Source organism: Promicromonospora soli, from assembly GCF_014653785.1.
GTDB lineage: Bacteria > Actinomycetota > Actinomycetes > Actinomycetales > Cellulomonadaceae > Promicromonospora > Promicromonospora soli.
This window is the reverse complement of sequence record NZ_BNAS01000001.1, coordinates 868,741-894,310: the sequence shown is the minus strand read 5'-3', so window position 1 is coordinate 894,310 and position 25,570 is coordinate 868,741. Positions and strand designations below refer to the sequence as shown.

Here is a 25,570-nt window from a genome sequence, read left to right as displayed (position 1 = left end):
GGCCCGCGCGCGCCGCGAAGCCCGGAACCGAGCGGCTGCGGCCGCATAACGATCCGATTGCGCGGGCACGTTTTACGGCCGCGTAACCGGCCGACGCGGAACCGAAACGGCAGGTCCCTACCGTCCTGCGAGATAGAAACGCGGGTTTCGGCTCACCCCACCCAGCACAACAGGAGAACCACTCATGATGCTTTCCCGTCCTGGGCGCGCACTGCGCCTGACGGCCGTCGCGGCCGCTGCCTCGCTCGCTCTCGCGGCTTGCGCCTCCGGCGACGACGCCCCCGCTGAGGGGGAGGGCCTCGGCGACCTCACGGTCCAGCTCTCCTGGATCAAGAACGCGGAGTTCGCCGGCGAGTTCATGGCCGACAGCAAGGGCTACTACACCGACGCGGGCTTCGGCGACGTCACGCTCAACGCGGGCCCCGGCGCCACGGAGAACCTGGTCGCCTCAGGCAAGGCCGACTTCGGCCTCACGAACGCCGTCACGGTGGGCCAGGTCGTGGCCAACGAGGACGCGCCCATCAAGATCGTGGGCACCACGTTCCAGAAGAACCCGTTCACGATCCTGTCCCTCAAGGACGGCGCGGACATCGCGACGATCGAGGACCTCAAGGGCAAGAAGATCGGCGTGCAGGACGGCGGCAACGGCCTGCTGTTCTCCGCGCTCCTGGCCGCCAACGGCCTCACCGAGGACGACGTCGAGATCGTGCCGGTGCAGTACGACCCGCAGCCGCTGGTCAACGGTGAGGTCGACGGGTTCCTCGCGTACGTGACCAACGAGTCGATCATCGTCGAGGCGCAGGGCGAGGAGGTCACCAACCTCCTGTTCGCCGACAACGGCCTGCCGTTCGTCGCCGAGTCGGTCATCGCCACAGACGAGACCATCGCCGAGCGCCCCGAGGCGGTCAAGGCGTTCCTCGAGGCCGAGATCAAGGGATGGACCGACGCCTGCACCGACCTGGAGGGCGCCGCGAAGCTGGCCGTCGACGAGTACGGCGCGGACCAGGACCTCGACCTGGACAAGGAGGTCGAGCAGAACACCGTCCAGTGCGAGGAGCTGGTCAACACCGACGAGACCGCGGAGAACGGCCTCTTCACGATCAGCGACGAGCTCCTGGCGCAGAACATGGCGACGTTCGAGGCGGCCGGGATCGACGCCACCCAGGAGGAGGTCTTCGACCTGTCGCTCCTGGAGGAGCTGCTCGCAGAGAAGCCCGAGCTCAAGGGCTGATCGTGACCGACCAGTCCGTCACGGATGCAACGACCGGCGTCGGCCCCGCCCTGGAGGGTGGGGCCGGCACCGGCCTGCACATCGCCAACCTGTCCAAGACGTTCGGCTCGGGCCGCAAGACGGTGACCGCGCTCGACGACGTCACCCTGCACACCGACCAGGGCAGCTTCCTGTCCCTGCTGGGCCCGAGCGGCTGCGGCAAGTCCACCATCCTGCGGATCCTCGCGGGGCTGGAGGCGGCGTCGTCGGGCACCGCCAAGGTGGACGGCAAGGACCCGAAGCAGCTGCGCGCCGGTCACGAGCTCGGGATCGCGTTCCAGGACTCGGCCCTGCTGCCCTGGCGCTCGGTCGAGTCCAACCTGCGGCTCCCGTTCGAGGTCTCGGGCCAGCCCGTCGACCGCGACCTGGTGGCCGAGCTGATCCGCCTCGTGGGCCTGAGCGGCTTCGAGAAGGCCAAGCCCGGCCAGCTCTCGGGCGGCATGCGGCAGCGCGTGTCCATCGCGCGCGCCCTGGTGGTCAAGCCGTCGGTGCTGCTGCTCGACGAGCCCTTCGGAGCCCTCGACGACATGACCCGGCAGCGCCTCAACCTGGAGCTGCTGCGGATCTGGACCGAGAAGCCGGCCACGACCCTCATGGTCACGCACGGCATCTCGGAGGCCATCTTCCTGTCGGACCAGGTGGCGGTCATGAGCCCGCGCCCCGGCCGGATCAAGGAGGTCATCGAGGTGGACCTGCCGCGCCCGCGCCTGCCGGAGATGATGCGCAGCCCCGAGTTCCACGCCCTGCACGACCGGGCGTCGGAGCTGCTGTTCTCCGACGGCGTCGCGGCCGGGGACGCAGAGAGCGCAGCCGGCGATGCCTGACCGCGTCCGCACCTGGCTGGGCGGCGCGGCGGGCCTGGCCGGCCTCGTCGCGCTCTGGTGGCTGCTCGCGGTCACCGTCTTCGACGGCTCGTCCATGCCGACACCGCCCGGCGTGCTGCGCCAGTACGGTGCCGACGGCTGGGCGTTCTACGCGACCAACTTCGGCGGGACCGTCGTCGAGGCGCTGATCGGGTTCGCGTGGGGCAACGGCCTGGCGCTCGTGCTCGCGGCCCTCGTGCTGCTCACGCCGCGGCTCGAACCCGTGATCTCGCAGATCGCGGTCATCAGCTACTGCGTGCCGACCATCGCGGTCCTGCCGATCCTGTACATCGTGCTGGGCCCACCGGACTCGGGCGAACCCTCGCCGACGGCGGTCGTGCTGGCGGCACTGTCGGTCTTCTTCACCACCGTGGTGGGAGCCGTGCTCGGCTTCCGGTCCGCCGACCGGGCGGCGCTCGAGATAGTGAGCGTCTACGGCGGCGGCCGCTGGAAGCAGCTCGTCTCGGTCCAGCTCGTGTCCGCGCTGCCGGAGATCATCAGCGCCCTGAAGATCGCGGCGCCCGCTGCGTTCCTCGGCGCGATCCTCGGGGAGTACATCGGCGGGGTGGACCGCGGCGTCGGGCCCGCGCTCATCGCTGCGGGCCAGGGCCTCATGGTCGAGCGAGCCTGGGGCATCATGTTCGCCTGCGCGCTGGTCGCGGGCATCGGGTACGCCGTGTTCGGCCTGCTGGGCCGGGTTGCGGTGCCGTGGTCGACCGGAGGGGGACGAGGATGAGCGGGCTCTCGACAGAGCTGGTCCGGGCGGGACTGACCGCCGGTGGCCGGGCCTCGGCCGCCGCGGGCACCGGCCGGGCCCTCGCGACCGGCCTGGGCAAGGCAGTAGGGACCGCCCTGCTCATGCTGGCGATCCTCACCGTGGTGTGGGTCGTGTCGGTGGCGCTGGTCGACAACACGTTCGTCGCGAAGGGCCCCGCGGAGCTCTACGAGTTCCTCTTCGCTGACGACGACGCCGCCCAGACCCGCGCCGAGATCGTCACCGCCCTCGGCGTCACGCTGGGCGACGCCGCTATCGGGTTCATGGCCGGCATGCTCGCCGCGACGGTCGCGGCGGCCCTGATCGTGCTGTCCAGGCCGGTCGAGACCGCCGTCATGCCGGTCGCCCTGATCCTGCGCGCTGTGCCGCTCATCGCGCTGACCCCGATCATCCGGCTGCTGTTCTCCGACGAGCTGGTGCGCGTCGCCGTGGTCTCCGGGATCGTGGTGCTGTTCCCCGCGCTGGTGAACATCGTGCAGGGGCTGCGCTCGGTGTCCGCGCAGATGTCCGACGTCGTGCACGTGTACGGTGGCGGCCCCGTGGCCCTGCTGGTCAAGGTAGCGTTCCCGTCGGCGCTGCCCGCGCTGTTCGCGTCGGTCCGGATCTCCGTGCCGGGCGCCATCACGGGCGCGCTGCTCGCGGAGTGGCTGATCACCGGCCAGGGGATCGGCAGCATGGTGGTCAACGCCGTGGGCCAGTCCGAGAACAACCTGGTGTGGGCGTGCGTGCTGGTGGTGACGCTCGCGTCGCTCGCGCTGTACCTGGTGGCGCAGATAGTCGAGTCGTTCGTCCTGGCGAGATACGGGCGGGCCTGAACATGAACGGGTGAGCATGGACCGCACAGCAGTCGTCGTCGGGATTGTGCTCGCCGCCGGCGCCGGCACCCGGTTCGGGATGCCAAAGGCGCTGGCCCGGGCCGACGGCGGCACCCCGTGGCTCGAGCTCGCCTGCCAGGCGCTGGTCGACGGCGGGTGCGGGGAGGTCGTCGTCGTGCTCGGCGCTCGGTCCGACGAGGCGGAGGACCTGGCGCCCTCCGGCGCCACGCCCGTGGTCGCGGCCGGGTGGGAGAGCGGGATCTCGGCGTCGCTGCGCACCGGCCTCGCGGCGGCCCAGGACACGGGGGCGGACGCCGCCGTCGTCACCCTCGTCGACCTGCCCGGCCTGCGGGCCGACGCCGTCCGCCGGGTCCTGGATACCGCCCTGGAGCCGGACGCCGCCCGCCTCGCGCTCGCCCGGGCAACCTACGGCGGAAGGCCCGGACACCCCGTGCTGGTGGGCCGCGCCCACTGGCAGCCGCTCGCCGCCGCGGCGCGCGGGGACGAGGGAGCCGGGCCGTACCTGCGCGCCCACGGCGCGGTCGCGATCGACTGCACCGACCTGGGCGGCGGGGACGACGTCGACAGGCCGTGACGGACGGCGAGCCGGGCCGAAGGTAGGGCCAGCCCTACCGCCCACTGGGTGAGATCCCTGGCCTTTCCCCGGTCCTGCCCGAATCGTGTCGCCGTGACCGGTCCGGCTACGTAGTCTCAGGAGCGTGGAGGCCACCGAACTCGCCCGCCTGCAGTTCGCGCTGCTGGCTGCGGTGCACTTTCTCTTTGTGCTGCTCACCCTCGGCCTCGGCCCGGTCGTCGCGATCTTCAACACGCGCTGGGCGCGCGCGAAGGACCCACCGCGCCGTGGTCTTCGAGAACGCCACCCGGTTCTGGGGTCAGCTCTACCTGGTGAACTACGCGCTCGGCATCGCGGCCGGGATCGTGCTCGAGCTGCAGTTCGGGCTGCACTTCCCGGGCCTGCTCGACGTCGCGGGCGAGGTCTTCGGGGCCCCGCTGGTCGTGGAGACCCTTGTCGCGTTCTTCCTGGAGTCCACGCTGCTGGGGCTGTGGGTGTTCGGCTGGCACCTGTTCCCGCGCGCGCTGCACGCCGCCATCTTCTGGGCCGTCGTGATCACCGGGTACGTATCGGCGTTCGCCGTGATGGTGGCCAACGGATTCCTGCGCAACCCCACGGGGTACGTGCTGGAGGGACTGCCGGGCGAGCAGGTCGCGCGCATCACCGACGTCGGCGCGCTGATCACCAACCCCGCCGCGCTGCTGTCCAGCCTGCACGTCGTGGGGGCGTGCCTGATGGCCGGCGGGTTCGTGCTCGTGGGCATCTCGGCGTGGCACCTGCGGCGCAGCGGCGGCGGCCTTCGGCTGCCGACCGGTCCGGAAGAAGACCTGTGGCGGCACTCGATGCGGGCCGGCATCTGGACCGGCGCGATCGGTGTGCTGTTCGCCCAGGCGTTCGGCTACTCGCAGTTCGAGTACTTCGACGCGACGGGGGCGGTGGACGGGAACGCCGCGATCGGCGTCCTCCTCGAGGTCATGATGCGGACCGCCGACCTCGTCTTCCTCGGTGCGCTGGTGCTCCCGCTGCTGCTCATCGCCGGTGCCCTGTTCCGGATGCGCGGCCGCCGTGCCCTCTACGCCACGCTCACGGCCCTGCTGCCCCTACCGTTCGCCGTGGCGATCGCCGGCTGGCTCGTGCGTGAGCTGGGCCGCCAGCCGTGGATCATCCAGGGCGTGCTCCGGGTCGACGAAGTGACCTCCGACCAGTCCGCCCGGGCGGTGCTGGCCTCGCTCGTGCTGCTGGTGGGGCTCATGGTGACGCTCGCGGCGCTCGACTGGTGGGTGCTGGGCCGGCTCGCGCGCGGCGGCATCAGCCGGCTCGTCCTGGGGGCCGAGCCGGGCGACGTCCTGCGCGACGACGGCGCCGGGGCCGACGTCCTGCTCCGCTTCGGCGTGGTCGACACGCCGGACGGCGGCGCGGGTGCGCCCGGCGGCGACGGCAGACCGCACGACGGTCCGGCGCCGGAGGTGGCGCGATGAACGCAGCGGCGTGGGCAGTGCTCCTGGCCGCACTGGTCACCGGGTGGGTGGTGCTCGACGGCGCCGTCCAGGGCGCCGGCGCAACCCTGCTGCAGGAGCGCGACCCGGACGGGAGCGACCGGCGGCGGGAACCGGCGGAGCGCAGGGTGGTGCTCGCCGCCGTCGGGCCGCTGCTGCTGCCCGGCGAGGTGTGGCTGATAGCGGCGCTCGGGGTGCTGGTCGGTGTGTTCCCGCATGCCGAGGCGGACCTGCTGAACGCCGGCTACCCCGTGGCGATCACGCTCATCGCGTCGTGGGCGCTGCGCGACGCCGGGATCTGGCTGCGCAGCCGGCGTCCCGGGCATGTCTGGCGGGACGTGTGGGACGTGGTGCTCGTGGTGGCCAGCATCGTGCTCGCGGGGAGCTGGGGCGCGCTCCTCGGCGTGGCCTGGGGGAGCGGCCTGGCCGCGCTGGGCCTCGGCATCCTGGCGGTGGTGCTGACGCGCCTGCACGGGGACGCCGTCGTCGCGTGGCGGCTGCGCCGCACCGGGCCGCTGCCGGTGGTCGTCACGTCGGTGATGATCGCGGCGCCCGTGGTGGGTACGGCGATCGCGGCGTGGCCGCGGCTGATCGAGGGCGGGATCTCCGCGCAGGCCCTGGAGACGCTCGGGATCGTGGCGATAGTGGTGCTGCCGGTGGTCCTCGCGCTGCAGGTCGTCGCCTGGTGGCTCGTGTCCCGCCCGCTCGGGCGCCGGGACATGCTCTTCTTCTGACCCGACGGCCCCTCATTTTCGCCACCGAGCGGGCCGAGATGCCGGTAAAGTCCTACTCACCATGACCATGAAGAACCGCATCGTCTGCGCGCTGCTCGGCGGCCTGGCGTTCGCCACCGCGACCCTGCTCCTGCCGTGGCTCCCGGACGCGCTCGTGTGGCTGCTCGGGACCGGCGGCGTGATGCTTTTCCTGGCCGCGCTCGTGCTGCCGACGCACACCCGGCAGCCGCCCGTGCACAGCCTGACGATCCTCGACAAGGGGTACCTGACTCCCGCCGAGATCCACCAGATCCTCGGGATCTGGCTGCCCTCGGGCAGCTCTGCCCTTGACGCCCGGGACGCGCAGTGGACGGTGGCCCGGCACGTCGCCAAGTGGCGCGCCGACCACGTGGTCAACGTGATGGACTTCCACGGCGTCGTCGCCGAGCGCCGGATCGACTTTCTCTCGGTGGTGCAGTGGATAGGCGTGCACCTGCTGCCCGCGTTCCTCGGCCTGCTGTTCCTGATCCCCACCCTTGCGCTCAGCGGGTTCGACAAGATCGGCTACAACTTCCTGCAGACGGTCCTGCTTTTCGTTGTCTGGGGCACCGTCGCCCTGCTCGTGCGCCGCGTCCTGGAGAAGCACGTGATCCACCGGTTCGTGTGGGAACCGGAGCTGACGCCGGACGGCACGCGCTTCGTCGAGCGGTGAGGGCTCGACCCCGCTTGGCCGAGAGTGTCGGTGACTAGGGGCAGAATGGCTGTGTGCCCCTGTACCGAGACGACGCGATAGTGCTGCGCACCCACAAGCTGGGTGAGGCGGACCGCATCGTCACGTTCCTGACGCGCGAGCACGGCAAGGTGCGCGGGGTCGGCAAGGGCGTGCGGCGGACGTCGTCCAAGTTCGGGGCGCGGCTGGAGCCGTTCATGGCAGTCGACGTGCAGTTCCACACCGGCCGCAGCCCGCGGCCCGGCATGGGGCTCGAGACGGTGACGCAGGTCGAGACGATCGGCGCGTACGCCGGTGCCATCAGCCAGGACTACGGCCTCTACACGGCGGGCACCGTGATGCTGGAGGCCGCCGACCGGCTGGTCGCACAGGAGCACGAACCCTCGGTGCAGCAGTACTGGCTGCTCGCCGGTGGCCTGCGGGCCCTGGCTGAACGGCATCACGACGCCGGTCTGGTGCTCGACTCGTACCTGCTGCGCGCCCTCGCAGTGGCGGGCTGGGCGCCGTCGTTCGAGGACTGCGCCCGGTGCGGCGAGCCCGGGCCGCACCACTCGTTCAACGTGGCGCAGGGCGGCGCCGTCTGCCCGCGCTGCAGGCCGCCGGGCTCCATCGCGCCCGCCCCCGAGACCTTCGCCCTGCTGTCCTCGCTGCTGGCGGGCGACTGGGAGACCGCCGACGCGTCCGACGCGCGGCACCGCAAGGAGGCGAGCGGCATCGTCGCCGCCTACGGCCAGTACTACCTGGAGAGAACGTTGCGATCGTTGAAGATGGTGGAGCGCTGATGGCCCGGAACGCGAGCCGGCAGCTGGTGGCGCCGTACCCGCACCCGTCGGGCGAGCGAGCTCCCCGCATCCCGAAGGAGTTCGTGCCGCGGCACGTCGCGATCGTCATGGACGGCAACGGCCGGTGGGCCAACTCCCGCGGCCTGCCCCGGATCGAGGGGCACCGGGCGGGCGAGAAGTCGCTGCTCGACGTCGTCGCCGGGGCTGTCGACGTCGGCGTCGAGTACGTCTCGGCGTACGCGTTCAGCACGGAGAACTGGAAGCGCTCGCCCGAGGAGGTGCGCTTCCTGATGAACTTCACCCAGGAGGTGATGCAGCGCCAGTGCGACGTCATGGCGTCGTGGGGCGTGCGGATCCGGTGGGCCGGGCGCCGTCCGAAGCTGTGGAAGTCCGTGATCAACGTGCTCCAGGAGGCCGAGGAGCGCACCAAGGACAACGACCTCTGCACCCTGACGATGTGCGTCAACTACGGCGGCCGGGCCGAGCTGGCCGACGCCGCCGCGGCCATGGCCCGGGACGCCGCCGCCGGGCTGCTGGACCCAAAGCGGGTCAGCGAGAAGACAGTGCAGAAGTACCTGTACCTGGCGGACCTGCCCGACGTCGACCTGTTCCTGCGCTCGTCCGGCGAGCAGCGCACGTCGAACTTCATGCTGTGGCAGGCGGCGTACGCCGAGATGGTGTTCCTCGAGGAGCCCTGGCCCGACGTCGACCGGCGGCAACTCTGGCGGGCCGTCGAGGAGTACGCGAAGCGCGACCGCCGCTACGGCGGAGCCCTGGACACCCCCGGCGTCGCGAAGTAGAACGACCGAGAGACAGGTGAGCGCGCCGCCCTTGGTAGGCGGCGCGCTCCGGTCCAGCTACGGCGTTAGATCCGTGCGATAACGAACTGCCCACTCTTCCCGTGCGCATCGTCGATCGAGAGCGATGTGCCAGCCGACTTGAGATGCATCTCGACCCGCGTCGGGATGCCGTCGCACGACGCTTTGAAGGGCGAGTCGCTGCCCTCGTAGACGATGCTCAGCTCGCCTTCACCCTCGCACTTGACGTATACCGCGAACGAACTCGCTTCCACGTCGGGAACCTCGATCGGTGAGCCGTCGATGTTCCGCTCCAGGATGAGCTCCTCTCCTTCCCGCAGGTCGGCGGCCAGCGGCGAGGGCTCTGTGGATACGGAGGGGGCTGTGGGCTGGACCGGATGAGGATTGGCACCAGATCCTGGAGATGTGCAGCCCGTCGCGATCGCGACGACCAATACGCCCGTAGCGATCGTGACGCGCCAGCTTCCTGTCACTCGTGGAACTTCCAGGCGTTGCGCTCGGGTGCGGTCGAGGTCCAGTTCGCACGCACTCGTCCGCCACCAGGCCCGAGGTTCGTCGTCACGCTGTAACCACTCATCTTCTCGACCCAAGTTCCCCGGTCGCAGTAGATCCTGGACCTCGGGGGCACATTGAACGTGCCTGACGTCTCGTAACCGGTCGTGAGGCTCGTCTCCAGCGCGTAGCCGGCGGTCAGATCCATCTCGGCGAAGATCCCGGCCTTGATAGCGGTGCTGAGGCTCCCGCTCACGGTGTGCTTCGTCGTCTTGCTCTCCGTTGCCCTGCAAGTACCGCTGATCGTGCGCGAGGTGTCGTTGATGATCGCGTCACGGTAGGCGACCTTGAACGTCGATCCTTGTCTCGATGTCACCTCGGAACATGTTCGCAACGTTCCACCGCCCCCGTGGGTCCGGCACGTCTGTGCCGAGGCTGCGGGCGCAACAGCAATCGCAGCAGTGCAAGACAAGGCGAACGCGGCCATCACCGCGATGATCCGATGCAATGCGAGCTTGCGCATTGGGCTCCAGTCGTGTTGGGCGGATAGTACCTAGATGTCCAGGTAGGGCGGGGTGAATCTATGCGGGAATCCACTTGTGGGCAACGAAAATGATCGTGCCCGGTGCACCGTGACTGGTCGGTGCGCGTGGCGTCAGCCCAGGACTTCGGCAAGCTTGTCGACCAAGGCCGGAACACCGTCCGGATAGTCGTACGACAATGCGGTCGGCGGGCCGACGGATGAGACCGGAACGGTGCCAACTAGCTGAGCAAGCTTGCCGCCCTTTACGGCAGGCAGTGCCTGTAGCTCGGGCCTGGTCGGAACCTCTGCAGCGAGTTCCTCGGACTCCGAGTAGTTCACCACGACGTCCGACTCGAGCTTGTCCAACTCCTCGTAGGAAAGGGTGTAAGTGAACTCTTTCCCGTTCGTCGAATCGAGCTCGTCGACCGCCGGCGCCGTCGTGAAGCCGAGACGCTCCAGGAAGCCGGCGCGCGCGTCGGTCGAGTTGTACACGTAGACCGCGTCGAGTTCCGGGGAGTCCCAGATCGCGGCGACCGTCTTGCCCCCGAATTCGGGGTGTTCGTCCGCGAGGCCGGCGAGGTACTCGTCGATGCCGGCGAGCACCTGCTCTCCCGCGGTGCTGCGGCCGAGCGCCTCGGCGGTCAGCGTGATGGTGTCGTCCCACGACGTCTGCCACGGGCCTTCGGGGTAGGCGACGACCGGCGCGATCTCGCTGAGCAGGTCGTACTGCTCCTGCGTGAGGCCCGAGTAGGTGGCGACGATGAGGTCGGGCTCGGCGGCCGCGAACTCCTCGTAGGGCACGGTCGCGCCGGCCTCGGCGTCGGTCAGCACCGTGGGGTGCTCCACGCCGGCCTCGTCGTAGGCCTCCTCGACCCACGGCAGGAGGTTGCCCTCGCCGACCGTCCAGGTCTGCTCGGCGACGGCGACGGGGTAGACACCCGTGGCGATCGCGGCCTCGGTCGAGCCCCAGCCCCACGTGGCGACGCGCTCGGGCGCCTGCTCGAGGGTGGTCTCGCCGAGCGCGTGCTCGATGGTCAGGGGGAACTCGTCGGTCGCGCCGGAAGCGTCGGCCGACGGCGTCGCGCCGTCCGCGGCCGGGGCTTCGGACGAGCAGCCCGCGAGGGCAAGGGCGGACGCGGCGACAAGGCCGACAGCCGCCGCTAGGGAACGGCGAGGGCGCACGGTTTCTCCCGGGTATTCAGACGAACGACCGGCGGGCGCCGGTCGATGTGAGGTAAGCCTAACCATATTAGGTCACGGCAACGTTGCGGAATTGTCGTGAATTGGGTGACGTAACCCACGCTCAACCAGCGGACGGCTCAGCCGGCGGACGGCTCAACGGCGGACGAGTGGTACCGGCCCACGGGCACCACGAGCGGCGAGCCCGCTACCGGGTCGGGCACCACGTGGGCGCGCAGCCCGAACGCCTCGTCGACCACCTCGCTGGTGAGGACGTCCGACGGCGCCCCCTCGGCGACGATCCGCCCGGCCGACATCACGACCAGGTGGTCGGCATACCGGGCGGCGAGGTTGAGCTCGTGCAGCACCATCGCGACTGTGGTGCCGCGGTCGCGGTTCAGCTCCGTGAGCAGGTCCAGGAGGTCGAGCTGGTGGCGCACGTCGAGGAACGTCGTCGGCTCGTCGAGCAGCACGATGTCCGTCTGCTGCGCCAGGACCATGGCTATCCACACGCGCTGGCGCTGGCCGCCCGACAGCTCCGCGACAGGCCGGTCCGCGAGCTCTGCGACGCCGGTGGACTCCAGCGCGGTGGTGACCACGGCGTCGTCGTCGGACGAGTGCCTGCCGAACCAGCCCTGGTGCGGGTACCTGCCGCGGCTGACGAGCTCGGCGACCCGCACGCCGTCGGGCGCGATGGACGACTGCGGCAGCATGCCGACCTTGCGAGCCAGCTCCTTGCGAGGCATCGCCGTGATGTCGGCGCCGTCGAGCGTGATCCGGCCGCCGTCGAGCGGGTGCAGGCGGGCCAGGCCGCGCAGCAGCGTGGACTTGCCGCAGGCGTTCGGTCCGACGACGGCGGTGATCTTGCCGTCGGGCAGCGTCAGGTCAAGGCCCTCGATGACGCGTAGGCCGTCGTACCCCAGGCTGACGCCCTCGGCGCGCAGGTTGGTCATCGGCTCCTCTTCTCGTTCGTGGCGAGCAGCCACAGCAGGTAGGGGGCGCCCACGAGCCCCGTGACGATGCCCACGGGGGCGGCGACGCCGAGCAGCCCGTGCTGCCCGACGACGTCCGCCACCAGGGTCAGTGCCGCGCCGGTGGCGGTGGACGCGGCGAGCGCCGCGCCGCCGTCGTTCACCAGGCGACGGGCGATCGCCGGGGCGACCAGGGCGACAAAAGCGATGGGGCCGGCGGCGCTGGTGGCGAGCGCGACGAGCGCAACCGCGAGCATCAGCGCCCCGACGCGGGCGGCGTCCACGCGCACGCCCAGGGCGCGCGCGTTGTCGTCGCCGAGCGAGAGCGGTCCCTGGGACCGCGAGACGACTGCGACCGCCCCGAGCAGCACGAGCGTCCCGGCAGCGACGAGCGCGAGCTGTTCGCCGCGGATGTCGGACACGGAGCCGACGGTCCAGACGAGGACGCCCGCCGCCTCGTTCTCCTCCGCGCGGGCCATCGCCCAGGCGACCAGAGACGAGCACAGGTAGGCGAACCCTACGCCGACCAGCACGAACCGGATCGAGTGCAGGCCCTTGCGCCAGGCCAGCAGCCAGATCGCCAGCGCGACGAGGCCGGCGCCCCCGAAGGCCAGCCCCGACAGCGCTACCCCGGACATGCCCAGGGCGAGCAGGCCGATCACGGCCCCGAGGCTCGCTCCGCTGGAGATCCCGAGGATGTCGGGGGAGGCGAGGGGGTTGCGCAGCGTCGACTGGAACAGGGCGCCCGCCAGGCCGAATGCGGCGCCGACCACGACCGCCGCCTCGATGCGGGGCAGGCGCAGCTTCTGGATGATGAAGACGTCGCCCTTGTCGCCGAGCCCCAGTGCGCCGGCGATCGCCTGCCCCGGAGTCAGGCCGGCCGCGCCGATCAGGAGGGCGCCGGTCCCGGCGACGAGCACCACGAGGACCATGCCGGCCACGACGAGCGTCTGACGGCGGCGCCGGACGGCGCGCAGGTCTGCGACGGCGGTGACGGTGCTCATCAGGCTCCCACCACGTTCCTGCTGCGGGCCACGGCGATCAGCACCGGCGCACCAAGGAGCGCTGCGACCACGCCGGCCTCGAGCTCGGACCGAGGGAGGATCAGCCGTCCGAGGACGTCTGCCGAGAGCAGCATCACCGGGCCGAGGAGCGCGCCGATCCCCATGATCCAGCGGTAGTCCGTCCCGACCAGGCGCCGCGCCGCGTGCGGCACGACCAGCCCGACCAGCGCGATGGGCCCGGCGAGCGACGTCGCCGTGCCCGCAAGCAGCACTATCGCGATCGCCGCGAGCGTTCGCGTGGTGCCGACCCGCTGACCGAGCGCCGTGGCGACGTCGTCGCCGAGGGCCAGCATGTTGAGCCGGTGCGAGAGGACGGCGGCGAGGACGACGCCGACCACGATGAACGGCCACAGCGCTGTGACGGTGTCCAGGCCACGGCCAGTCAGGGAGCCGACCGACCAGAACCGGTAGAGGTTGAACGCCTGCTGGTCGCGCAGCAGGACCAGGGTGATGAGCGGCGTGATGAGCGCGGTCACGGCGGCGCCGACCAGCGCCAGGCGGACCGGCTGGCCGCGGCCCACCGAGAACACGATCGCGGCCGCTGCGGCAGCACCGAGGAAGGCGAACCACACGTAGCCGATGGGCGAGGTGACGCCGAACAGCCAGACCGCACAGACCACCGCGAGCGACGCGCCCGAGTTCAGGCCCAGCAGGCCGGGGTCGGCGATCGGGTTGCGCGTGACGCCCTGGATCAGGGTGCCCGCGGTGCCGAGCGCGACCCCGGCCGCCAGGCCCACGATGGTTCGGGGAAGGCGCTGGTCCAGGACCACGTCGTGGTCCATGAACCCGGCGACCGGCGAGGTCAGGGCCCGCCAGACCTCGGCAGGGGCGATGTCGCGGACGCCGAGCGCGAGGCTCGCGAGGACAACGAGCAGCAGCGCGGCGAGCGCCGTGACCAACGCGAGCGTCCGGCGTCGGGCGCGGTGCGCTACGGCTTCCGCACCCTCACGGCGTCCCGCAGGCGCAGCCGCAGGTGAGGTAAGCATTGCCTAAGTGTTCCACAGGGCAAGGTGTGGTCAGTACGCGCCGGTGGCACTCGCCGGTGCCGCTGCGGGTCAGTAGGAGTAGGCATCGCAGCCCCAGCCGTCGCCGTCGGCGTCGAGGCGGTGGTAGTCGCGCGAGCCGACCCAGACCGTCCGGCCGATGTCGGGGCAGTCGAGGTCGGGGTTGGTCGACGAGACGGGACACTGCCACCTGCCCGAGGCGTAGACGCAGACGGCGTCGGAGGCGCTGTGCGGCTGGAGGGAGCTGCTGCCCCCGAATTTCACGGTCCACTTGCCCGAGCGTGACGCGGTGAACGCGCGCGCGTAGCTGCCGTCGCTGGCCGTCGTGACGGTCGCGACCTGGCGCGGCCCGTCGGTTCCTGACGGGTCGAAGACGACGGCAAGAACCCTGGTCGTGGGCACGCGCCACCGTCCGTCCTTGTAGTACCTCAGGGAGCCCGTGACGGTGATCGTGCGGTTCTTGGCGACCGGCTCGGGCTTGGCGTTGACGGTCACCCTCGTGTCGTAGGTAGTTGTGGCCTGCGCCGGTGCAGATGCCGTGAGGGCGAGAGCGAGAACGCTCACGAGGGTGACGATGGTTCGGCGGATCATGGGTCCAACCTGTTCGGGGGCTCGGGGTGGATGTTGCGCGGTTCAAGTTCCAGAGCGCCCCGGTCGGACTATATGACTGAGATCGGGCCAACCTCACCCGGGTGATGTGGGCGGTCTGGGGCCTGATTTCACGCGGCACGTCCTGATCAGCAACGCTGAGAGCGACCCCTTGCCGGTCCAGCCGCTCCATGCGATCGAGACCACGGACAGATATGCCGCGCGCGTCCTGCGCCTGCTCCGGGAGCAGGCGCAGGACGCGCGCGACTAACGCTGGTCGAGCCTGTCGAGACCCGAGCCTGTCGAGATCTCAGACCCCGACGAGGTGGCCGGCCAGGTAGCTGACGACCTTGTCCAGCGCCACGCGCTCCTGCTGCATGGAGTCGCGGTGCCGGATGGTGACCGCCTGGTCGTCGAGCGTCTCGAAGTCGACGGTGATGCAGAACGGCGTACCGATCTCGTCCTGCCGGCGGTAGCGCTTGCCGATGGCCTGCGTCACGTCGTAGTCGATGTTCCAGTACTTGCGCAGCTCGGCCGCCAGCGACTCGGACGCCGGGAGCAGGTCCGCCGTCTTGGACAGCGGCAGCACCGCGGCCTTGACCGGGGCCAGGCGGGGGTCGAGGCGCAGGACGGTGCGCTTGTCCACGCCGCCCTTGGTGTTGGGCGCCTCGTCCTCGGCGTAGGCCTCGACCAGGAATGCCATGAGCGACCGGGTCAGGCCCGCGGCGGGCTCGATGACGTACGGGTAGTACTTCTCGTTCGACACCGGGTCGCGGTACGCAAGGTCCTTGCCCGAGGTCTCCGTGTGGGTCTTCAGGTCGAAGTCCGTACGGTTCGCGATGCCCTCGAGCTCGCCCCACTCGCTGCCCTGGAAGCCGAAGCGGTACTCGATGTCCACGGTGCGGGTCGAGTAGTGCGACAGCTTGTCCTTGGGGTGCTCGTACTGTCGCAGGTTGTCGGCCGAGATGCCGAGGTCCGTGTACCAGCTGACGCGGTTGTCGATCCAGTACTGGTGCCACTCCTCGTCCTCGCCCGGCTTGACGAAGAACTCCATCTCCATCTGCTCGAACTCGCGCGTGCGGAAGATGAAGTTGCCCGGCGTGATCTCGTTGCGGAACGACTTGCCGATCTGGCCGATGCCGAACGGCGGCTTCTTGCGCGCCGCCGCGGCGACGTTGGCGAAGTTCACGAAGATGCCCTGCGCGGTCTCGGGGCGCAGGTAGTGCAGGCCGGACTCGTCCTCCACCGGGCCGAGGTACGTCTTCAGCATCATGTTGAAGTCGCGGGGCTCGGTCCACTGGCCGCGGGTGCCGCAGTTGGAGCAGGCAATCTCGGCGAGGCCGCCCTCGGGGGCGCGGCCCTTCTTCTCCTCGAACTCCTCGATCATCTGGTCCTCGCGGAACCGCTTGTGGCACGAGAGGCACTCGGTCAGCGGGTCGGTGAACACGCCGACGTGGCCGGAGGCGACCCACACCTGGCGGGGCAGGATGACCGACGAGTCGAGGCCGACGATGTCGTCCCGGCTCGTGACCATCGCACGCCACCACTGACGCTTGATGTTCTCCTTCAGCTCCACACCGAGAGGGCCGTAGTCCCACGCAGAACGCGTTCCGCCGTAGATCTCACCCGACGGGAAGACGAAACCTCGTCGCTTGGCGAGGGAGACGACGGCGTCGAGCTTGGCGGTCTGCGCAGAGCGCACTGACTTGTCGGACACGAGGGCTCTCTCCAGGGGAACAGGCGGGAAACAATGTGCGCTCAGCCTACCGTTCACTCCCGGCGGTCAAGCTTGACAAGACCTGGTCCCGGCGGGCTCGACCGGTCCCGACAGGCGCGACCACCACGGCGTGACCGACCTCTCCGCCCCGATCTTTGACAACCGTTCTCAACAAGCGTGAGAATCGTTCTCATGACCTCAACTCGCGCCACCGGCGCTGCCCTGACCAGCCTTGCTCTCGCCGCCACGGCGACCCTCGCGGGCTGCTCGAGCCAGCTGCCAGGCAGCGCTGCCGAAGAGTCCGACGGCGTCACCGTGCTCGCGTCGTTCTACCCGCTCCAGTACGTGGCGCAGCAGATCGGCGGCGACCTGGTCACGGTGGACAACCTCACGCCCCCTGCCGCCGAGCCGCACGATCTCGAGCTCTCCCCGGCGCAGGTGCGGGAGGTCGGCACGGCCGACCTGGTGGTCTACCTGTCCGGCTTCCAGAACGCCGTCGACGAGGCCGTCGAGGCCCGCGCGCCCGAGCACGTGGTCGACGCCGCGGACGCGGCCGAGCTCGTGGAGCACGCTGAGGCGGCCGAGGAGGAGCACGCGGGTGAGACGGAGGAGGAGCACGAGGAGCACGCCGAGGAGGAGCACGGCGCGACCGACCCGCACTTCTGGCTGGACCCGAGCCGGCTGGCCGCCGTCGGCCAGGCCGTCGCCGACGAGCTGACCGCCGCCGACCCCGAGCACGCCGACGAGTACGCCGCCGGCGCCCTGCGCCTGGGCCAGCGCCTGGACAAGCTGGACCAGGAGTTCGCGGACGGCCTCGCCGCCTGCCAGGGCGCGTCCCTGGTGACGAGCCACGCCGCGTTCGGCTACCTCGCCGACCGCTACGCCCTCGAGCAGGTGGGCATCTCCGGGCTCGACCCCGAGGCAGAGCCCTCCCCGGCCCGCCTGCGCGAGATCGGCGACCTGGTGGAGGAGCGCGGCATCAAGACCCTGTACTCGGAGACCCTCGTCAGCCCCAAGGTCACCGAGACCCTCGCATCCGACCTGGGTGTGAACACCGCGGTGCTGGACCCGCTGGAGGGACTGTCCGAGGAGGCCACGGCCGCGGGCGAGGACTACGTCTCGGTCATGCAGGCCAACCTGGCTGAGCTGGAGGGGGGCCTGGTCTGCGAATGACGGACACTAGGCAGGTGACCGAGATGAGCGAACCCGTGATCGAGGCTCGCGGCCTGCACTTCCGTGTAGGCGCGAGCCACATCCTGCGCGGCATCGACCTGACGGTCGACCACGGCGAGGTCGTCGCGCTGCTCGGCGCGAACGGCTCCGGCAAGTCCACCCTCGTGCGGGCGCTGGTCGGCATCAACGTGCCGTCCGAGGGCACGGTCCGCCTGCTCGGCGAGCGCCTCTCGGCCGGCCGGCGCAGCGCGGCGGTCGACTGGGGCCGCATCGGCTACGTGCCCCAGCGCGCCGGCGCGGGAGGCGGCATCCCGTCGACCGCGCAGGAGGTCGTCGCCTCCGGTCTCCTGCACGGCCGCCGCCTGCGGCTGCCACGCGGCTGGCGCGAGCGGGTCGGGGCGGCTCTCGACCAGGTGGGCCTCGCCGACCGCGTGCACGACCCCATCCACCATCTGTCCGGTGGCCAGCAGCAGCGCATCCTCATCGCGCGCGCCCTGGTCCGCGAGCCCGACGTCCTCATCCTGGACGAGCCCGTCGCCGGCGTGGACATCGCCAGCCAGGAGGCGTTCGCCGGCACCATGAAGCGCCTGGTCGACGGCGGCCTCACGGTGCTCGTCGTGCTGCACGAGCTCGGTGAGCTCGCGCCGCTCGTCTCGCGCGCCGTCGTGCTGCGGCACGGCAAGGTGGTGCACGACGGCGCCCCGCCGCCGGCCCGGCCCGACCATGACCGTGTGGGGCATCAGCACCAGCACCCACACACCGACGACAACGCCCTCGACACCGCCGAGTCCAGGGCCCTCGACCTGGAGGTGCGCCCGTGATCATGCTCATGCTGACCGACCCGTTCATGCAGCGCGCCCTGCTGGCCGCGCTCCTCGTGGGCGTGACCGCGCCCGTCGTCGGCACCTACCTGGTGCAGCGCAAGCTCTCCCTGCTCGGCGACGGGATCGGGCACGTCGCCCTGACCGGAGTCGCCCTCGGCTGGCTCGTCGGCGCGGCCATGGGGCTGACGCCGAACGACGCCCTCGCCGTCCCCGGCGCGGTGATCGCCGCGGTGGCCGGCTCGGTCCTCATCGAGGCCGTCCGACGCCGCGGCCGCACCTCCGGCGACCTCGCGCTCGCCATCATGTTCTACGGCGGCATCGCAGGCGGCGTCCTGCTCATGGGGATCGCCGGCGGCTCCTCCGGGAACCTCATGCAGTACCTGTTCGGCTCGATCTCCACCGTGTCGGACGCCGACCTCGTGCTCACCGTCGTGCTCTCGCTCGTGGTCCTGGCCGTCGGCGTCGGCCTGCGGCACGCGCTGTTCTCCGTGAGCCACGACGAGGAGTTCGCCACCGCCTCCGGCCTGCCGGTCTGGGCGCTGAACGTCGTCGTCGCCGTCGTGTCGGCACTCACGGTTACTGTGGCGATGCGCGTCGTCGGCCTGCTGCTGGTCAGCGCGCTCATGATCGTGCCCGTCGCCGTGGCCCAGCAGGTCACGCACGCCTTCGGGCGCACCATGCTCACGGCGTGCGTCGTCGGCGTCGTGGTCTGCCTGACCGGCCTGACCATCACCTACTGGTACAACGTCTCGCCCGGCGCCACTATCGTGGTTCTCGCCATCTCCGTGTACGCGGTGGTCTCCCTGCTGGCGCCGCTCCTGACCCGACGGCGCCCGGTGCACGACCCACACCCCGACCTGCCCGACGACGTCGACCTGCCTGCCGCCGCCACCGAACGTGCGGTGGCCGCCGCAAAGGAGTGCCGCTGATGGCCGCACGAATGACCCGCCAGCGGACCGCTGTCGTCGAGGCGCTCGACGAGCTCGCGGACTTCCGCTCCGCCCAGCAGCTGCACGAGAACCTGCGCGCCCGCGGCGAGTCCGTTGGCCTCGCCACCGTCTACCGGGCCCTGCAGGCGCTCGCGGACGCGAGCGAGGTGGACGTGCTGCGCGCCGAGGACGGCGAGAGCCTGTACCGCCGGTGCGCGCGCCGCGAGCACCACCACCACCTGGTGTGCCGGTCCTGCGGCCGGACCGTCGAGATCGACGGACCCACTGTCGAGGCCTGGGCCTCGAAGGTCGCCGCCGCCCAGGGCTTCGACGACATCGAGCACACGGTCGAGCTGTGGGGCACGTGCGCGGACTGCCGCGCCGCGGCGTCGAAGTAGACACAGTCCTACTTCGGCAAGATCGGCGGGTGAGTGGGGGTTTCCCCTTGGTTTTGGTCGATGTGCAGGAAGAGTTCCGGTGCGTGTCCGCATTCACCGGAGCGCGTGGCAGGATGCGGTCATGACCTCAGCACGGCACCCCGTAGACCGTCGGGGACCACTGCCCGCGCGGGCTGAGGTGGTTGTGGTCGGCGGCGGCGCGCTCGGTGCGTCGGTGGCGTTCCACCTCGCCGAGGAAGGCGTGGACGTGCTGCTCCTCGAGGCCGACGAGCTCGCCTCGGGCAGCTCGGGCAAGCCGATCGGGGGAGTACGCGCACAGTTCTCGGACCCGGCCAACGTCGATCTTGGCAACCGCAGCCTCGAGCTGTACGAGGACTTCGCGAACCGCCCGGGCGCCGACATCGGGCTGCAGCAGCCGGGCTACCTGTTCCTCCTGCCGGACGCCGACGACGTCGCGCTGTTCGAGGAGTCCGTCGCCATGCAGAACGAGCGCGGCGTCGCGAGCCGGATGCTCGACCACGACGCCGTGCGCCGGCTCAACCCCTACGTCGACGCGGGCCGGTACGCCGGGGCCGCCTACGCCGCGCGCGACGGGTTCGCCTATCCGCACGCCGTGGTCGAGGGCTACGCGGCCGGCGCCGAGCGGTACGGCGGATCCGTCCGCACGCACGTCACGGTGACCGACGTCGAGACCAGGGGCGACAACGTCGTCGCCGTCCGGACCAACCAGGGCCGGGTGCGCACCGGCGCCGTCGTGCTGTGCACCGGAGCGTGGACCCGCGAGCTGGCGACCAGGGCCGGGCTCGACCTGCCCGTCGACCCGTGCCGGCGACAGATCGGCTTCACCCCGCCGCTGGACCCGGCGCCGCCGCGAATCCCGTTCACCATCGACTACGGCACCACGTTCTACTTCCACAACGCGGAGCCCGGCGGCCTGCTGCTCGGTATAGCCGACCCGGCGACCCCCATCGCGTTCGAGCGCACCTACGACCCGGGCTGGCTGCCGCTCCTGCGCGGGGCGATCGGGGCCTGCGCTCCCGAGCTGGTCGACGTGCCCGTCGCGGGCGGCTGGGCCGGGCTCTACGAGATGACGCCCGACCACAACGCTCTCATCGGCGAGGCCAACGGCGTGCCCGGCCGCGTGCTGTACGCCGCGGGCTTCTCGGGGCACGGGTTCCTGCAGGCTCCCGCCGTCGGCGAGGTGGTGCGCGACCTGTATGCCGGCCGCCCTCCCCGGATCGACGTGTCCGGGTTCAGTGCGGACCGGTTCGCCGCAGTTTCCGCCGAGACGACCACCACGAGCCCAGGGCGACGCGGCCCTGAGGCGAACATCATCTGAAGAACAGGAGAGACCGATGTCGGCACCGACGTTCCTCGAGCCCTGGCAGCTGAGGGCCGCGTTCGCGCGCAGCCTCTCGGACATGTACGGCAAGGAAGTGCCCGCCTACACGACGCTGCTGGACGTGTCGCACGAGGTCAACGCCGACTTCGTGGCCCAGCACGGCGCGGACGCCGAGCGGCTCGGCTCCATCTCGCGCGTCACCGCGGAGCGCCACGGCGCGATCCGGGTGGGCACGCCCACGGAGATGTCGCAGGTGGCGCGGATCTTCGGCGCCATGGGCATGCACCCGGTCGGGTTCTACGACCTACGTGACGCCTCGTCCAGCTCGGTCCCCGTGATCTCGACGGCGTTCCGCCCGATCGAGCGCGAGGAGCTGGCCCGCAACCCGTTCCGGGTCTTCACGTCGATGCTCGTCACCGCGGACCGCCGGTTCTTCACCGCGGACCTCGAGCAGCGCCTCGAGAACTTCCTCGGCGCCCGCACGCTGTTCGGCCCGGAGCTGCTCGCCCTCGCGGACCGCGCGGAGTCCGAGGGAGGCCTCCCCGAGGACCAGGCCGTGGAGTTCCTGCGCCTCGCGACGCAGGCGTTCGAGCTGTCCGACGAGCCCGTGGACCAGGCCTGGTACCGCGAGCTGGAGGCCGTGAGCGCCGTCGCGGCCGACATCGGCGGCATCGCCTCCACGCACATCAACCACCTCACGCCTCGCGTGCTGGACATCGACGACCTGTACGCCCGCATGGAGGCCCGCGGCATCACGATGATCGACGCGATCCAGGGACCGCCGCGCTGGGAGGGCCCGGACGTGCTGCTGCGCCAGACGTCGTTCCGCGCGCTCGCCGAACCGCGGACCTTCCGCACCGCCGACGGCGAGATCGTGCGCGACTCCCTCCGGGTCCGGTTCGGCGAGGTCGAGGCACGCGGCATCGCGCTCACCCGCGCCGGACGGGCCGCATACGATGCGGCGGTCGTCGAGATCGACGAGGCCGCCGCAGCGGCCCGCGCCGACAACCCCGGCTTCACCGAGGCACAGCGCCAGGAGCTCGCCCGCGCCGTCTGGCAGAAGACCTTCCCCACGACCGAGGCGGCGCTCGCCGACCAGGACCTGGGTTGGTTCACCTACGAGGTCGTCGACCAGTCCTCGCTGGTCGAGCCGTCTTCGCCGGCCGCGCCTGTCGAGACCCGCGCCTCCGCCGTCGTCCGTCAACCCGTCGTCTACGAGGACTTCCTGCCGCGCTCGGCGGCCGGGATCTTCCAGTCCAACCTCTCGTCCGACGGCGCGAAGGACGCCAGCCAGGAGGGCACCGACCGGGACGCCGACTGGATGGCGGGCGCCCTCGGTCGCGACCTGAACGACCCCTTCGACCTGTACGCCGACCAGGTGGCCAGGTCGCTCGCCGGTGCCGCCGAGACCCTCGGCGTCGACCCGGCCAACCTCACCACGCCCAACCGCACAACGGGAGTACCGCGATGACCAGCACCACCACCCACACTCCGCTGACGACCGAGCTGCGGGATGCCGCCCTCGCCGCCCTGGAGCGGCTCGGCGCCGCCGTCCCCGCGGGAGCTGGTCTACCCGTCGTGTCGCCACTGTCCGGGCAGGCGCTGCTCGAGCTCGAGCGCGACGGCGCCGCGGAGGCCGCCTCCGCCGTCGGACAGGCCGCTGAGGCGTTCACGACCTGGCGTTCGGTGCCCGCCCCCGTGCGCGGCCAGGTGATCAAGCGCCTGGGCGAGCTGCTCACCGAGCACAAGGCCGATCTGGCGGAGCTCGTCACGATCGAGGCCGGAAAGATCACGAGCGAGGCCCTGGGCGAGGTCCAGGAGATGATCGACATCTGCGACTTCGCCGTCGGGCTGTCGCGGCAGGTGGGCGGCCGCACCATGCCGTCCGAGCGTCCAGGTCACCGTCTCATGGAGACGTGGCACCCGATGGGCGTGGTCGGCGTGATCAGCGCGTTCAACTTCCCGGTGGCCGTGTGGTCCTGGAACACGGCGGTCGCACTGGTCTGCGGCGACACCGTGGTGTGGAAGCCGAGCGAGAAGACGCTGCTGTCCGCCGTCGGGGCCTCCGCGCTGCTCGACCGGGCGCTGGCCGAGGCCGGGTTCCCGGCGGGCGTCTCGCAGCTCCTCCTCGGGGACCGCGAGGCCGGCGAGGCGCTCGTGGCCGACCCGCGCGTGGCGCTCGTCTCGGCGACCGGCTCCGAGCGGATGGGGCAGCAGGTCGCGCCCGTCGTCGCGGGTCGTGGCGGCCGGTACCTGCTGGAGCTGGGCGGCAACAACGCGGCGATCGTGGCACCGTCCGCGGACCTCGACCTCGCGGTGCGCGGCGCCGTGTTCTCCGCCGCCGGCACGGCAGGGCAGCGCTGCACCTCGCTGCGCCGCCTGATCGTGCACGAGTCGATCGTGGACGACGTCGTCGCGCGGCTCGCGAAGGTCTACACGGGCCTTCCGGTCGGCGACCCCCGCACGGAGGGCACGCTGGTCGGCCCGCTGGTCGACGCCGGGGCGCGCGACCGCATGCTCGCCGCGATCGACGAGGCCGTGGCCGCGGGTGGCGAGCTCGTGGTGGGCGGTACCGCTGTGACGGTCCCTGGCGCCGAGGACGCGGCGTACGTGCACCCGGCGATCGTGCGCATGCCGCAGCAGGCCGACGTCGTCAAGCGCGAGACGTTCGCCCCGATCCTGTACGTGCTGACCTACTCCGAGCTGCCCGAGGCGATCGCCGTCCACAACGACGTGCCCCAGGGCCTGTCGTCGTCGATCTTCACGCTCGACGTGCGCGAGGCCGAGACGTTCCTGTCGGAGGTCGGCTCGGACTGCGGCATCGTCAACGTGAACATCGGGACGTCCGGTGCGGAGATCGGCGGTGCGTTCGGCGGCGAGAAGTCGACCGGCGGCGGGCGCGAGTCCGGCTCGGACGCCTGGAAGCAGTACATGCGCCGCGCCACGAACACGGTGAACTACTCGACCGAGCTGCCCCTGGCCCAGGGCGTCAACTTCGGCTGACCGGGCTGCTGGTCGATCCGCCGTTGGTCGAGCTTGTCGAGACCCGTCCGAGGTCTCGACACGCTCGACCAACCGGTGCGGCTGCCACGGTCAGGAACGAGCTGCTGGGACCACCACCATGGAACCGGTCTCGGTGGTCGGGACATCGGTGCTCGGGGCGTACCTGTTCACAGCGCTGACGGAGACCCCGAGCCGCGTTGCGACCTCGTGGAGAGTGAGGTTCTGTTCCCACCGGAGCACGCGAATCTCGCTGATCTGCTGTGTGGTGAGCGGTAGTGTCGGGTCCGGGACGGAAGGCGTCGTCACGTCGTCGGAATGGGCGTCCCAGTCCGTCACGGTGGCCGAGACCGGCGGGTTCACATGACGAGCACTCAGGTCCGCTACTGCCTTCACCGGTGCGTACTTGTCCTCGAGGTGCACACGCTCGGCGCCGTCGGTCCGAACAAGGTCGGGCAGCTCGGTGTCGAGCAGCTCTATGTCGTCGGTCGGCGCCGTGGCGCTGGGGGCGACGTCGGGCAGGTCGGCGTCGGCCGGAGCAACCTCGGACAGAGCGACATCCGACAGAGCGACCCCCGAAGGAGCGACGCCGGTCGAGGTGGCGGCTTCGGGGGCGGCGTCGGTCGCGATCTGCTCAGGTGCGACCGGCTCCGGCATCCACTCGCCGGCCAAGGTTGCGGCCTCCTGGACGACGTCGCGAATCGTGCGTTCCGACTCCAGGTGCGGACGCGTCACCTCTGCGGTGACAGCAGCGGGCACATGGCGGTGGACCCGTGTCACCGCTGCGTTCACGTCGGAGATGCGTTCCGCACGCTCATGGTCGGGAGCGATCTGCGCCAGCCGCACCGCGTCGAGCATGTCGAGCACAGCCGTCTCACGGTCTGCCTCGATCTTGGCCAGCCGATCGAGGTTGCGCGCGCTCGAGGCCGACTGGAAGAACAGGTGCACCGCGACCGCCGCCAGGACCGGGGCGACGGCGCGAGAAGCGGCGAAGATGCCCTCACCGAGCAGCCAGCCGTGCCAGGCGGCGAGAGCGCCGGACAGGACGCCGACGACTATCGCGCCGCCGAGCCAGCGCCCGTGCCCGGAGGGCTGGCGGCCGGTCTCGAGGTCCCGGTCGGCTCGGCGTCGTCCCTCCCAGGCGAGGCCGATCACCAGCGCCTCGTAGGCGACGCCGAGCGCGTAGCCGAGCCGGGGCCCCTCGTAGGCGGCGATGGTGTGTGACATGCCGATATAGGCCCAGGCCGACAGCCCAAAGGCACCCAGGGCGAACCCCGGGTTTCTGCGCGTATCAGCGATGACCGCAGGAACGCGTCGGGGGCGTTTCTCCGATGCCATGATGGGTGGATCCCTTTCCGTCGGTACAGATGAGTGGGGGCCCGGGGCGGCCGGGGAGCGTGCCGGCGCCCGGCCGCCAGCGCCGTGCAAGGCTGATCTTGGTCTACGTCGGGCCGTTTGTGCTCTTTACGGACAAGATCGACTTCCACCCTTTGTGAAAGTTCGCCCCGCCGCTGCCGGGGGGTTATCCAC

At 71.0% G+C, this 25,570-nt stretch carries 26 protein-coding genes and 1 pseudogene; 18 read left to right on the top strand and 9 right to left on the bottom strand.

Features of this window, described 5'->3' with window-relative positions; genetic code table 11:
• The first annotated feature begins 184 nt into the window (after positions 1-184).
• The 11 genes and pseudogenes from IE250_RS04065 (at position 185) to IE250_RS04020 (ending at position 8,818) form a co-directional block, all read left to right on the top strand.
• Positions 185-1,231, top strand: coding sequence for an ABC transporter substrate-binding protein (locus IE250_RS04065; protein WP_189667942.1), 1,047 nt, complete (start codon positions 185-187; stop codon positions 1,229-1,231).
• Between the two features lie 2 nt (positions 1,232-1,233).
• Positions 1,234-2,094 (top strand): ABC transporter ATP-binding protein, encoded by an 861-nt coding sequence (locus IE250_RS04060; RefSeq protein WP_373301578.1) that lies wholly within the window; start codon positions 1,234-1,236, stop codon positions 2,092-2,094.
• A complete protein-coding gene (locus tag IE250_RS04055; RefSeq protein WP_189667941.1) occupies positions 2,087-2,869 on the top strand; it encodes an ABC transporter permease in 783 nt (260 codons plus the stop codon). The genes IE250_RS04060 and IE250_RS04055 overlap by 8 nt, the downstream gene beginning before the upstream one ends.
• Complete coding sequence (locus IE250_RS04050; protein ID WP_229872114.1) at positions 2,866-3,723, top strand: ABC transporter permease; 858 nt, start codon at positions 2,866-2,868, stop codon at positions 3,721-3,723. The genes IE250_RS04055 and IE250_RS04050 overlap by 4 nt, the downstream gene beginning before the upstream one ends.
• A 16-nt stretch (positions 3,724-3,739) precedes the next feature.
• On the top strand, positions 3,740-4,318 hold the full coding sequence (locus IE250_RS04045; protein ID WP_189667940.1) for a nucleotidyltransferase family protein: 579 nt from the start codon (positions 3,740-3,742) through the stop codon (positions 4,316-4,318).
• Positions 4,319-4,442: 124 nt separating this feature from the next.
• Positions 4,443-4,565: pseudogene (locus IE250_RS25025) on the top strand (cytochrome ubiquinol oxidase subunit I); the annotation flags it as partial.
• A gap of 19 nt (positions 4,566-4,584) precedes the next feature.
• Positions 4,585-5,775: a cytochrome ubiquinol oxidase subunit I gene (locus IE250_RS04040; protein ID WP_229872113.1), complete on the top strand. Its 1,191-nt coding sequence runs from the start codon at positions 4,585-4,587 to the stop codon at positions 5,773-5,775.
• Complete coding sequence (locus tag IE250_RS04035; protein WP_189667939.1) at positions 5,772-6,527, top strand: cytochrome d ubiquinol oxidase subunit II; 756 nt, start codon at positions 5,772-5,774, stop codon at positions 6,525-6,527. Before IE250_RS04040 ends, IE250_RS04035 begins: the two co-directional genes overlap by 4 nt.
• Positions 6,528-6,588: 61 nt before the next feature.
• Positions 6,589-7,218: a hypothetical protein gene (locus IE250_RS04030; RefSeq protein WP_189667938.1), complete on the top strand. Its 630-nt coding sequence runs from the start codon at positions 6,589-6,591 to the stop codon at positions 7,216-7,218.
• 53 nt (positions 7,219-7,271) lie between these two features.
• Positions 7,272-8,018, top strand: coding sequence for a DNA repair protein RecO (recO, locus tag IE250_RS04025; protein ID WP_189667937.1), 747 nt, complete (start codon positions 7,272-7,274; stop codon positions 8,016-8,018).
• Positions 8,018-8,818, top strand: a complete 801-nt coding sequence (locus IE250_RS04020) for an isoprenyl transferase (protein WP_189667936.1) — start codon at positions 8,018-8,020, stop codon at positions 8,816-8,818. The genes recO and IE250_RS04020 overlap by 1 nt, the downstream gene beginning before the upstream one ends.
• 65 nt (positions 8,819-8,883) lie before the next feature.
• On the opposite strand, the gene IE250_RS04015 is transcribed toward IE250_RS04020, so the two are convergent.
• From IE250_RS04015 to IE250_RS03980, 8 genes are all read right to left on the bottom strand, one after another.
• Entirely contained in the window at positions 8,884-9,309 is a 426-nt protein-coding gene (locus tag IE250_RS04015; protein WP_189667935.1) for a hypothetical protein, read from the bottom strand.
• Positions 9,306-9,704 carry a hypothetical protein gene (locus IE250_RS04010; RefSeq protein WP_189667934.1) on the bottom strand — a complete coding sequence of 133 codons (399 nt, stop codon included), beginning with the start codon at positions 9,702-9,704 and terminating at the stop codon, positions 9,306-9,308. Before IE250_RS04010 ends, IE250_RS04015 begins: the two co-directional genes overlap by 4 nt.
• 279 nt (positions 9,705-9,983) lie before the next feature.
• Positions 9,984-11,033, bottom strand: coding sequence for an iron-siderophore ABC transporter substrate-binding protein (locus tag IE250_RS04005; protein ID WP_189667933.1), 1,050 nt, complete (start codon positions 11,031-11,033; stop codon positions 9,984-9,986).
• Between the two features lie 137 nt (positions 11,034-11,170).
• Complete coding sequence (locus IE250_RS04000) at positions 11,171-11,983, bottom strand: ABC transporter ATP-binding protein (protein WP_189667932.1); 813 nt, start codon at positions 11,981-11,983, stop codon at positions 11,171-11,173.
• Complete coding sequence (locus IE250_RS03995) at positions 11,980-13,005, bottom strand: FecCD family ABC transporter permease (protein ID WP_189667931.1); 1,026 nt, start codon at positions 13,003-13,005, stop codon at positions 11,980-11,982. Before IE250_RS03995 ends, IE250_RS04000 begins: the two co-directional genes overlap by 4 nt.
• Positions 13,005-14,051 (bottom strand): FecCD family ABC transporter permease, encoded by a 1,047-nt coding sequence (locus IE250_RS03990; RefSeq protein WP_189667930.1) that lies wholly within the window; start codon positions 14,049-14,051, stop codon positions 13,005-13,007. Before IE250_RS03990 ends, IE250_RS03995 begins: the two co-directional genes overlap by 1 nt.
• A gap of 69 nt (positions 14,052-14,120) precedes the next feature.
• The gene (locus tag IE250_RS03985; protein WP_189667929.1) at positions 14,121-14,660 is read right to left on the bottom strand and encodes a hypothetical protein; all 540 of its coding nucleotides are present in this window, start codon (positions 14,658-14,660) and stop codon (positions 14,121-14,123) included.
• A 307-nt stretch (positions 14,661-14,967) separates the two neighbouring features.
• A complete protein-coding gene (locus tag IE250_RS03980) occupies positions 14,968-16,374 on the bottom strand; it encodes a glycine--tRNA ligase (RefSeq protein ID WP_189667928.1) in 1,407 nt (468 codons plus the stop codon).
• A gap of 192 nt (positions 16,375-16,566) precedes the next feature.
• On the opposite strand from IE250_RS03980, the gene IE250_RS03975 reads away from it, so the two are divergent.
• The 7 genes from IE250_RS03975 (at position 16,567) to amaB (ending at position 24,043) form a co-directional block, all read left to right on the top strand.
• A complete protein-coding gene (locus IE250_RS03975; protein ID WP_189667927.1) occupies positions 16,567-17,547 on the top strand; it encodes a metal ABC transporter substrate-binding protein in 981 nt (326 codons plus the stop codon).
• Between the two features lie 23 nt (positions 17,548-17,570).
• The gene (locus IE250_RS03970) at positions 17,571-18,368 is read left to right on the top strand and encodes a metal ABC transporter ATP-binding protein (protein WP_229872112.1); all 798 of its coding nucleotides are present in this window, start codon (positions 17,571-17,573) and stop codon (positions 18,366-18,368) included.
• A 2-nt stretch (positions 18,369-18,370) separates the two neighbouring features.
• A complete protein-coding gene (locus IE250_RS03965) occupies positions 18,371-19,300 on the top strand; it encodes a metal ABC transporter permease (RefSeq protein ID WP_189668324.1) in 930 nt (309 codons plus the stop codon).
• Positions 19,300-19,698, top strand: coding sequence for a Fur family transcriptional regulator (locus IE250_RS03960; RefSeq protein WP_189667925.1), 399 nt, complete (start codon positions 19,300-19,302; stop codon positions 19,696-19,698). Before IE250_RS03965 ends, IE250_RS03960 begins: the two co-directional genes overlap by 1 nt.
• A 121-nt stretch (positions 19,699-19,819) precedes the next feature.
• Positions 19,820-21,037 carry an NAD(P)/FAD-dependent oxidoreductase gene (locus IE250_RS03955; protein WP_189667924.1) on the top strand — a complete coding sequence of 406 codons (1,218 nt, stop codon included), beginning with the start codon at positions 19,820-19,822 and terminating at the stop codon, positions 21,035-21,037.
• Between the two features lie 16 nt (positions 21,038-21,053).
• Positions 21,054-22,511 carry a 2-oxoadipate dioxygenase/decarboxylase gene (hglS, locus tag IE250_RS03950; protein ID WP_189667923.1) on the top strand — a complete coding sequence of 486 codons (1,458 nt, stop codon included), beginning with the start codon at positions 21,054-21,056 and terminating at the stop codon, positions 22,509-22,511.
• The gene (amaB, locus tag IE250_RS03945) at positions 22,508-24,043 is read left to right on the top strand and encodes an L-piperidine-6-carboxylate dehydrogenase (RefSeq protein ID WP_189667922.1); all 1,536 of its coding nucleotides are present in this window, start codon (positions 22,508-22,510) and stop codon (positions 24,041-24,043) included. The genes hglS and amaB overlap by 4 nt, the downstream gene beginning before the upstream one ends.
• A 90-nt stretch (positions 24,044-24,133) precedes the next feature.
• Here amaB and IE250_RS03940 read toward each other — a convergent pair whose 3' ends face one another.
• Positions 24,134-25,267 carry a helix-turn-helix domain-containing protein gene (locus tag IE250_RS03940; RefSeq protein WP_189667921.1) on the bottom strand — a complete coding sequence of 378 codons (1,134 nt, stop codon included), beginning with the start codon at positions 25,265-25,267 and terminating at the stop codon, positions 24,134-24,136.
• Positions 25,268-25,570: the final 303 nt, after the last annotated feature.

Coding starts and splice junctions, on each gene's coding strand:
- IE250_RS04065 (WP_189667942.1), top strand. CDS start 185: ATGATGCTTTCCCGTCCTGGGCGCGCACTGCGCCTGACGGCCGTCGCG.
- IE250_RS04055 (WP_189667941.1), top strand. CDS start 2,087: ATGCCTGACCGCGTCCGCACCTGGCTGGGCGGCGCGGCGGGCCTGGCC.
- IE250_RS04050 (WP_229872114.1), top strand. CDS start 2,866: ATGAGCGGGCTCTCGACAGAGCTGGTCCGGGCGGGACTGACCGCCGGT.
- IE250_RS04045 (WP_189667940.1), top strand. CDS start 3,740: ATGGACCGCACAGCAGTCGTCGTCGGGATTGTGCTCGCCGCCGGCGCC.
- IE250_RS04035 (WP_189667939.1), top strand. CDS start 5,772: ATGAACGCAGCGGCGTGGGCAGTGCTCCTGGCCGCACTGGTCACCGGG.
- IE250_RS04030 (WP_189667938.1), top strand. CDS start 6,589: ATGACCATGAAGAACCGCATCGTCTGCGCGCTGCTCGGCGGCCTGGCG.
- IE250_RS04020 (WP_189667936.1), top strand. CDS start 8,018: ATGGCCCGGAACGCGAGCCGGCAGCTGGTGGCGCCGTACCCGCACCCG.
- IE250_RS04000 (WP_189667932.1), bottom strand. CDS start 11,983: ATGACCAACCTGCGCGCCGAGGGCGTCAGCCTGGGGTACGACGGCCTA.
- IE250_RS03995 (WP_189667931.1), bottom strand. CDS start 13,005: ATGAGCACCGTCACCGCCGTCGCAGACCTGCGCGCCGTCCGGCGCCGC.
- IE250_RS03990 (WP_189667930.1), bottom strand. CDS start 14,051: ATGCTTACCTCACCTGCGGCTGCGCCTGCGGGACGCCGTGAGGGTGCG.
- IE250_RS03985 (WP_189667929.1), bottom strand. CDS start 14,660: ATGATCCGCCGAACCATCGTCACCCTCGTGAGCGTTCTCGCTCTCGCC.
- IE250_RS03975 (WP_189667927.1), top strand. CDS start 16,567: ATGACCTCAACTCGCGCCACCGGCGCTGCCCTGACCAGCCTTGCTCTC.
- IE250_RS03970 (WP_229872112.1), top strand. CDS start 17,571: ATGAGCGAACCCGTGATCGAGGCTCGCGGCCTGCACTTCCGTGTAGGC.
- IE250_RS03965 (WP_189668324.1), top strand. CDS start 18,371: ATGCTCATGCTGACCGACCCGTTCATGCAGCGCGCCCTGCTGGCCGCG.
- IE250_RS03960 (WP_189667925.1), top strand. CDS start 19,300: ATGGCCGCACGAATGACCCGCCAGCGGACCGCTGTCGTCGAGGCGCTC.
- IE250_RS03955 (WP_189667924.1), top strand. CDS start 19,820: ATGACCTCAGCACGGCACCCCGTAGACCGTCGGGGACCACTGCCCGCG.
- hglS (WP_189667923.1), top strand. CDS start 21,054: ATGTCGGCACCGACGTTCCTCGAGCCCTGGCAGCTGAGGGCCGCGTTC.
- amaB (WP_189667922.1), top strand. CDS start 22,508: ATGACCAGCACCACCACCCACACTCCGCTGACGACCGAGCTGCGGGAT.
- IE250_RS03940 (WP_189667921.1), bottom strand. CDS start 25,267: ATGTCACACACCATCGCCGCCTACGAGGGGCCCCGGCTCGGCTACGCG.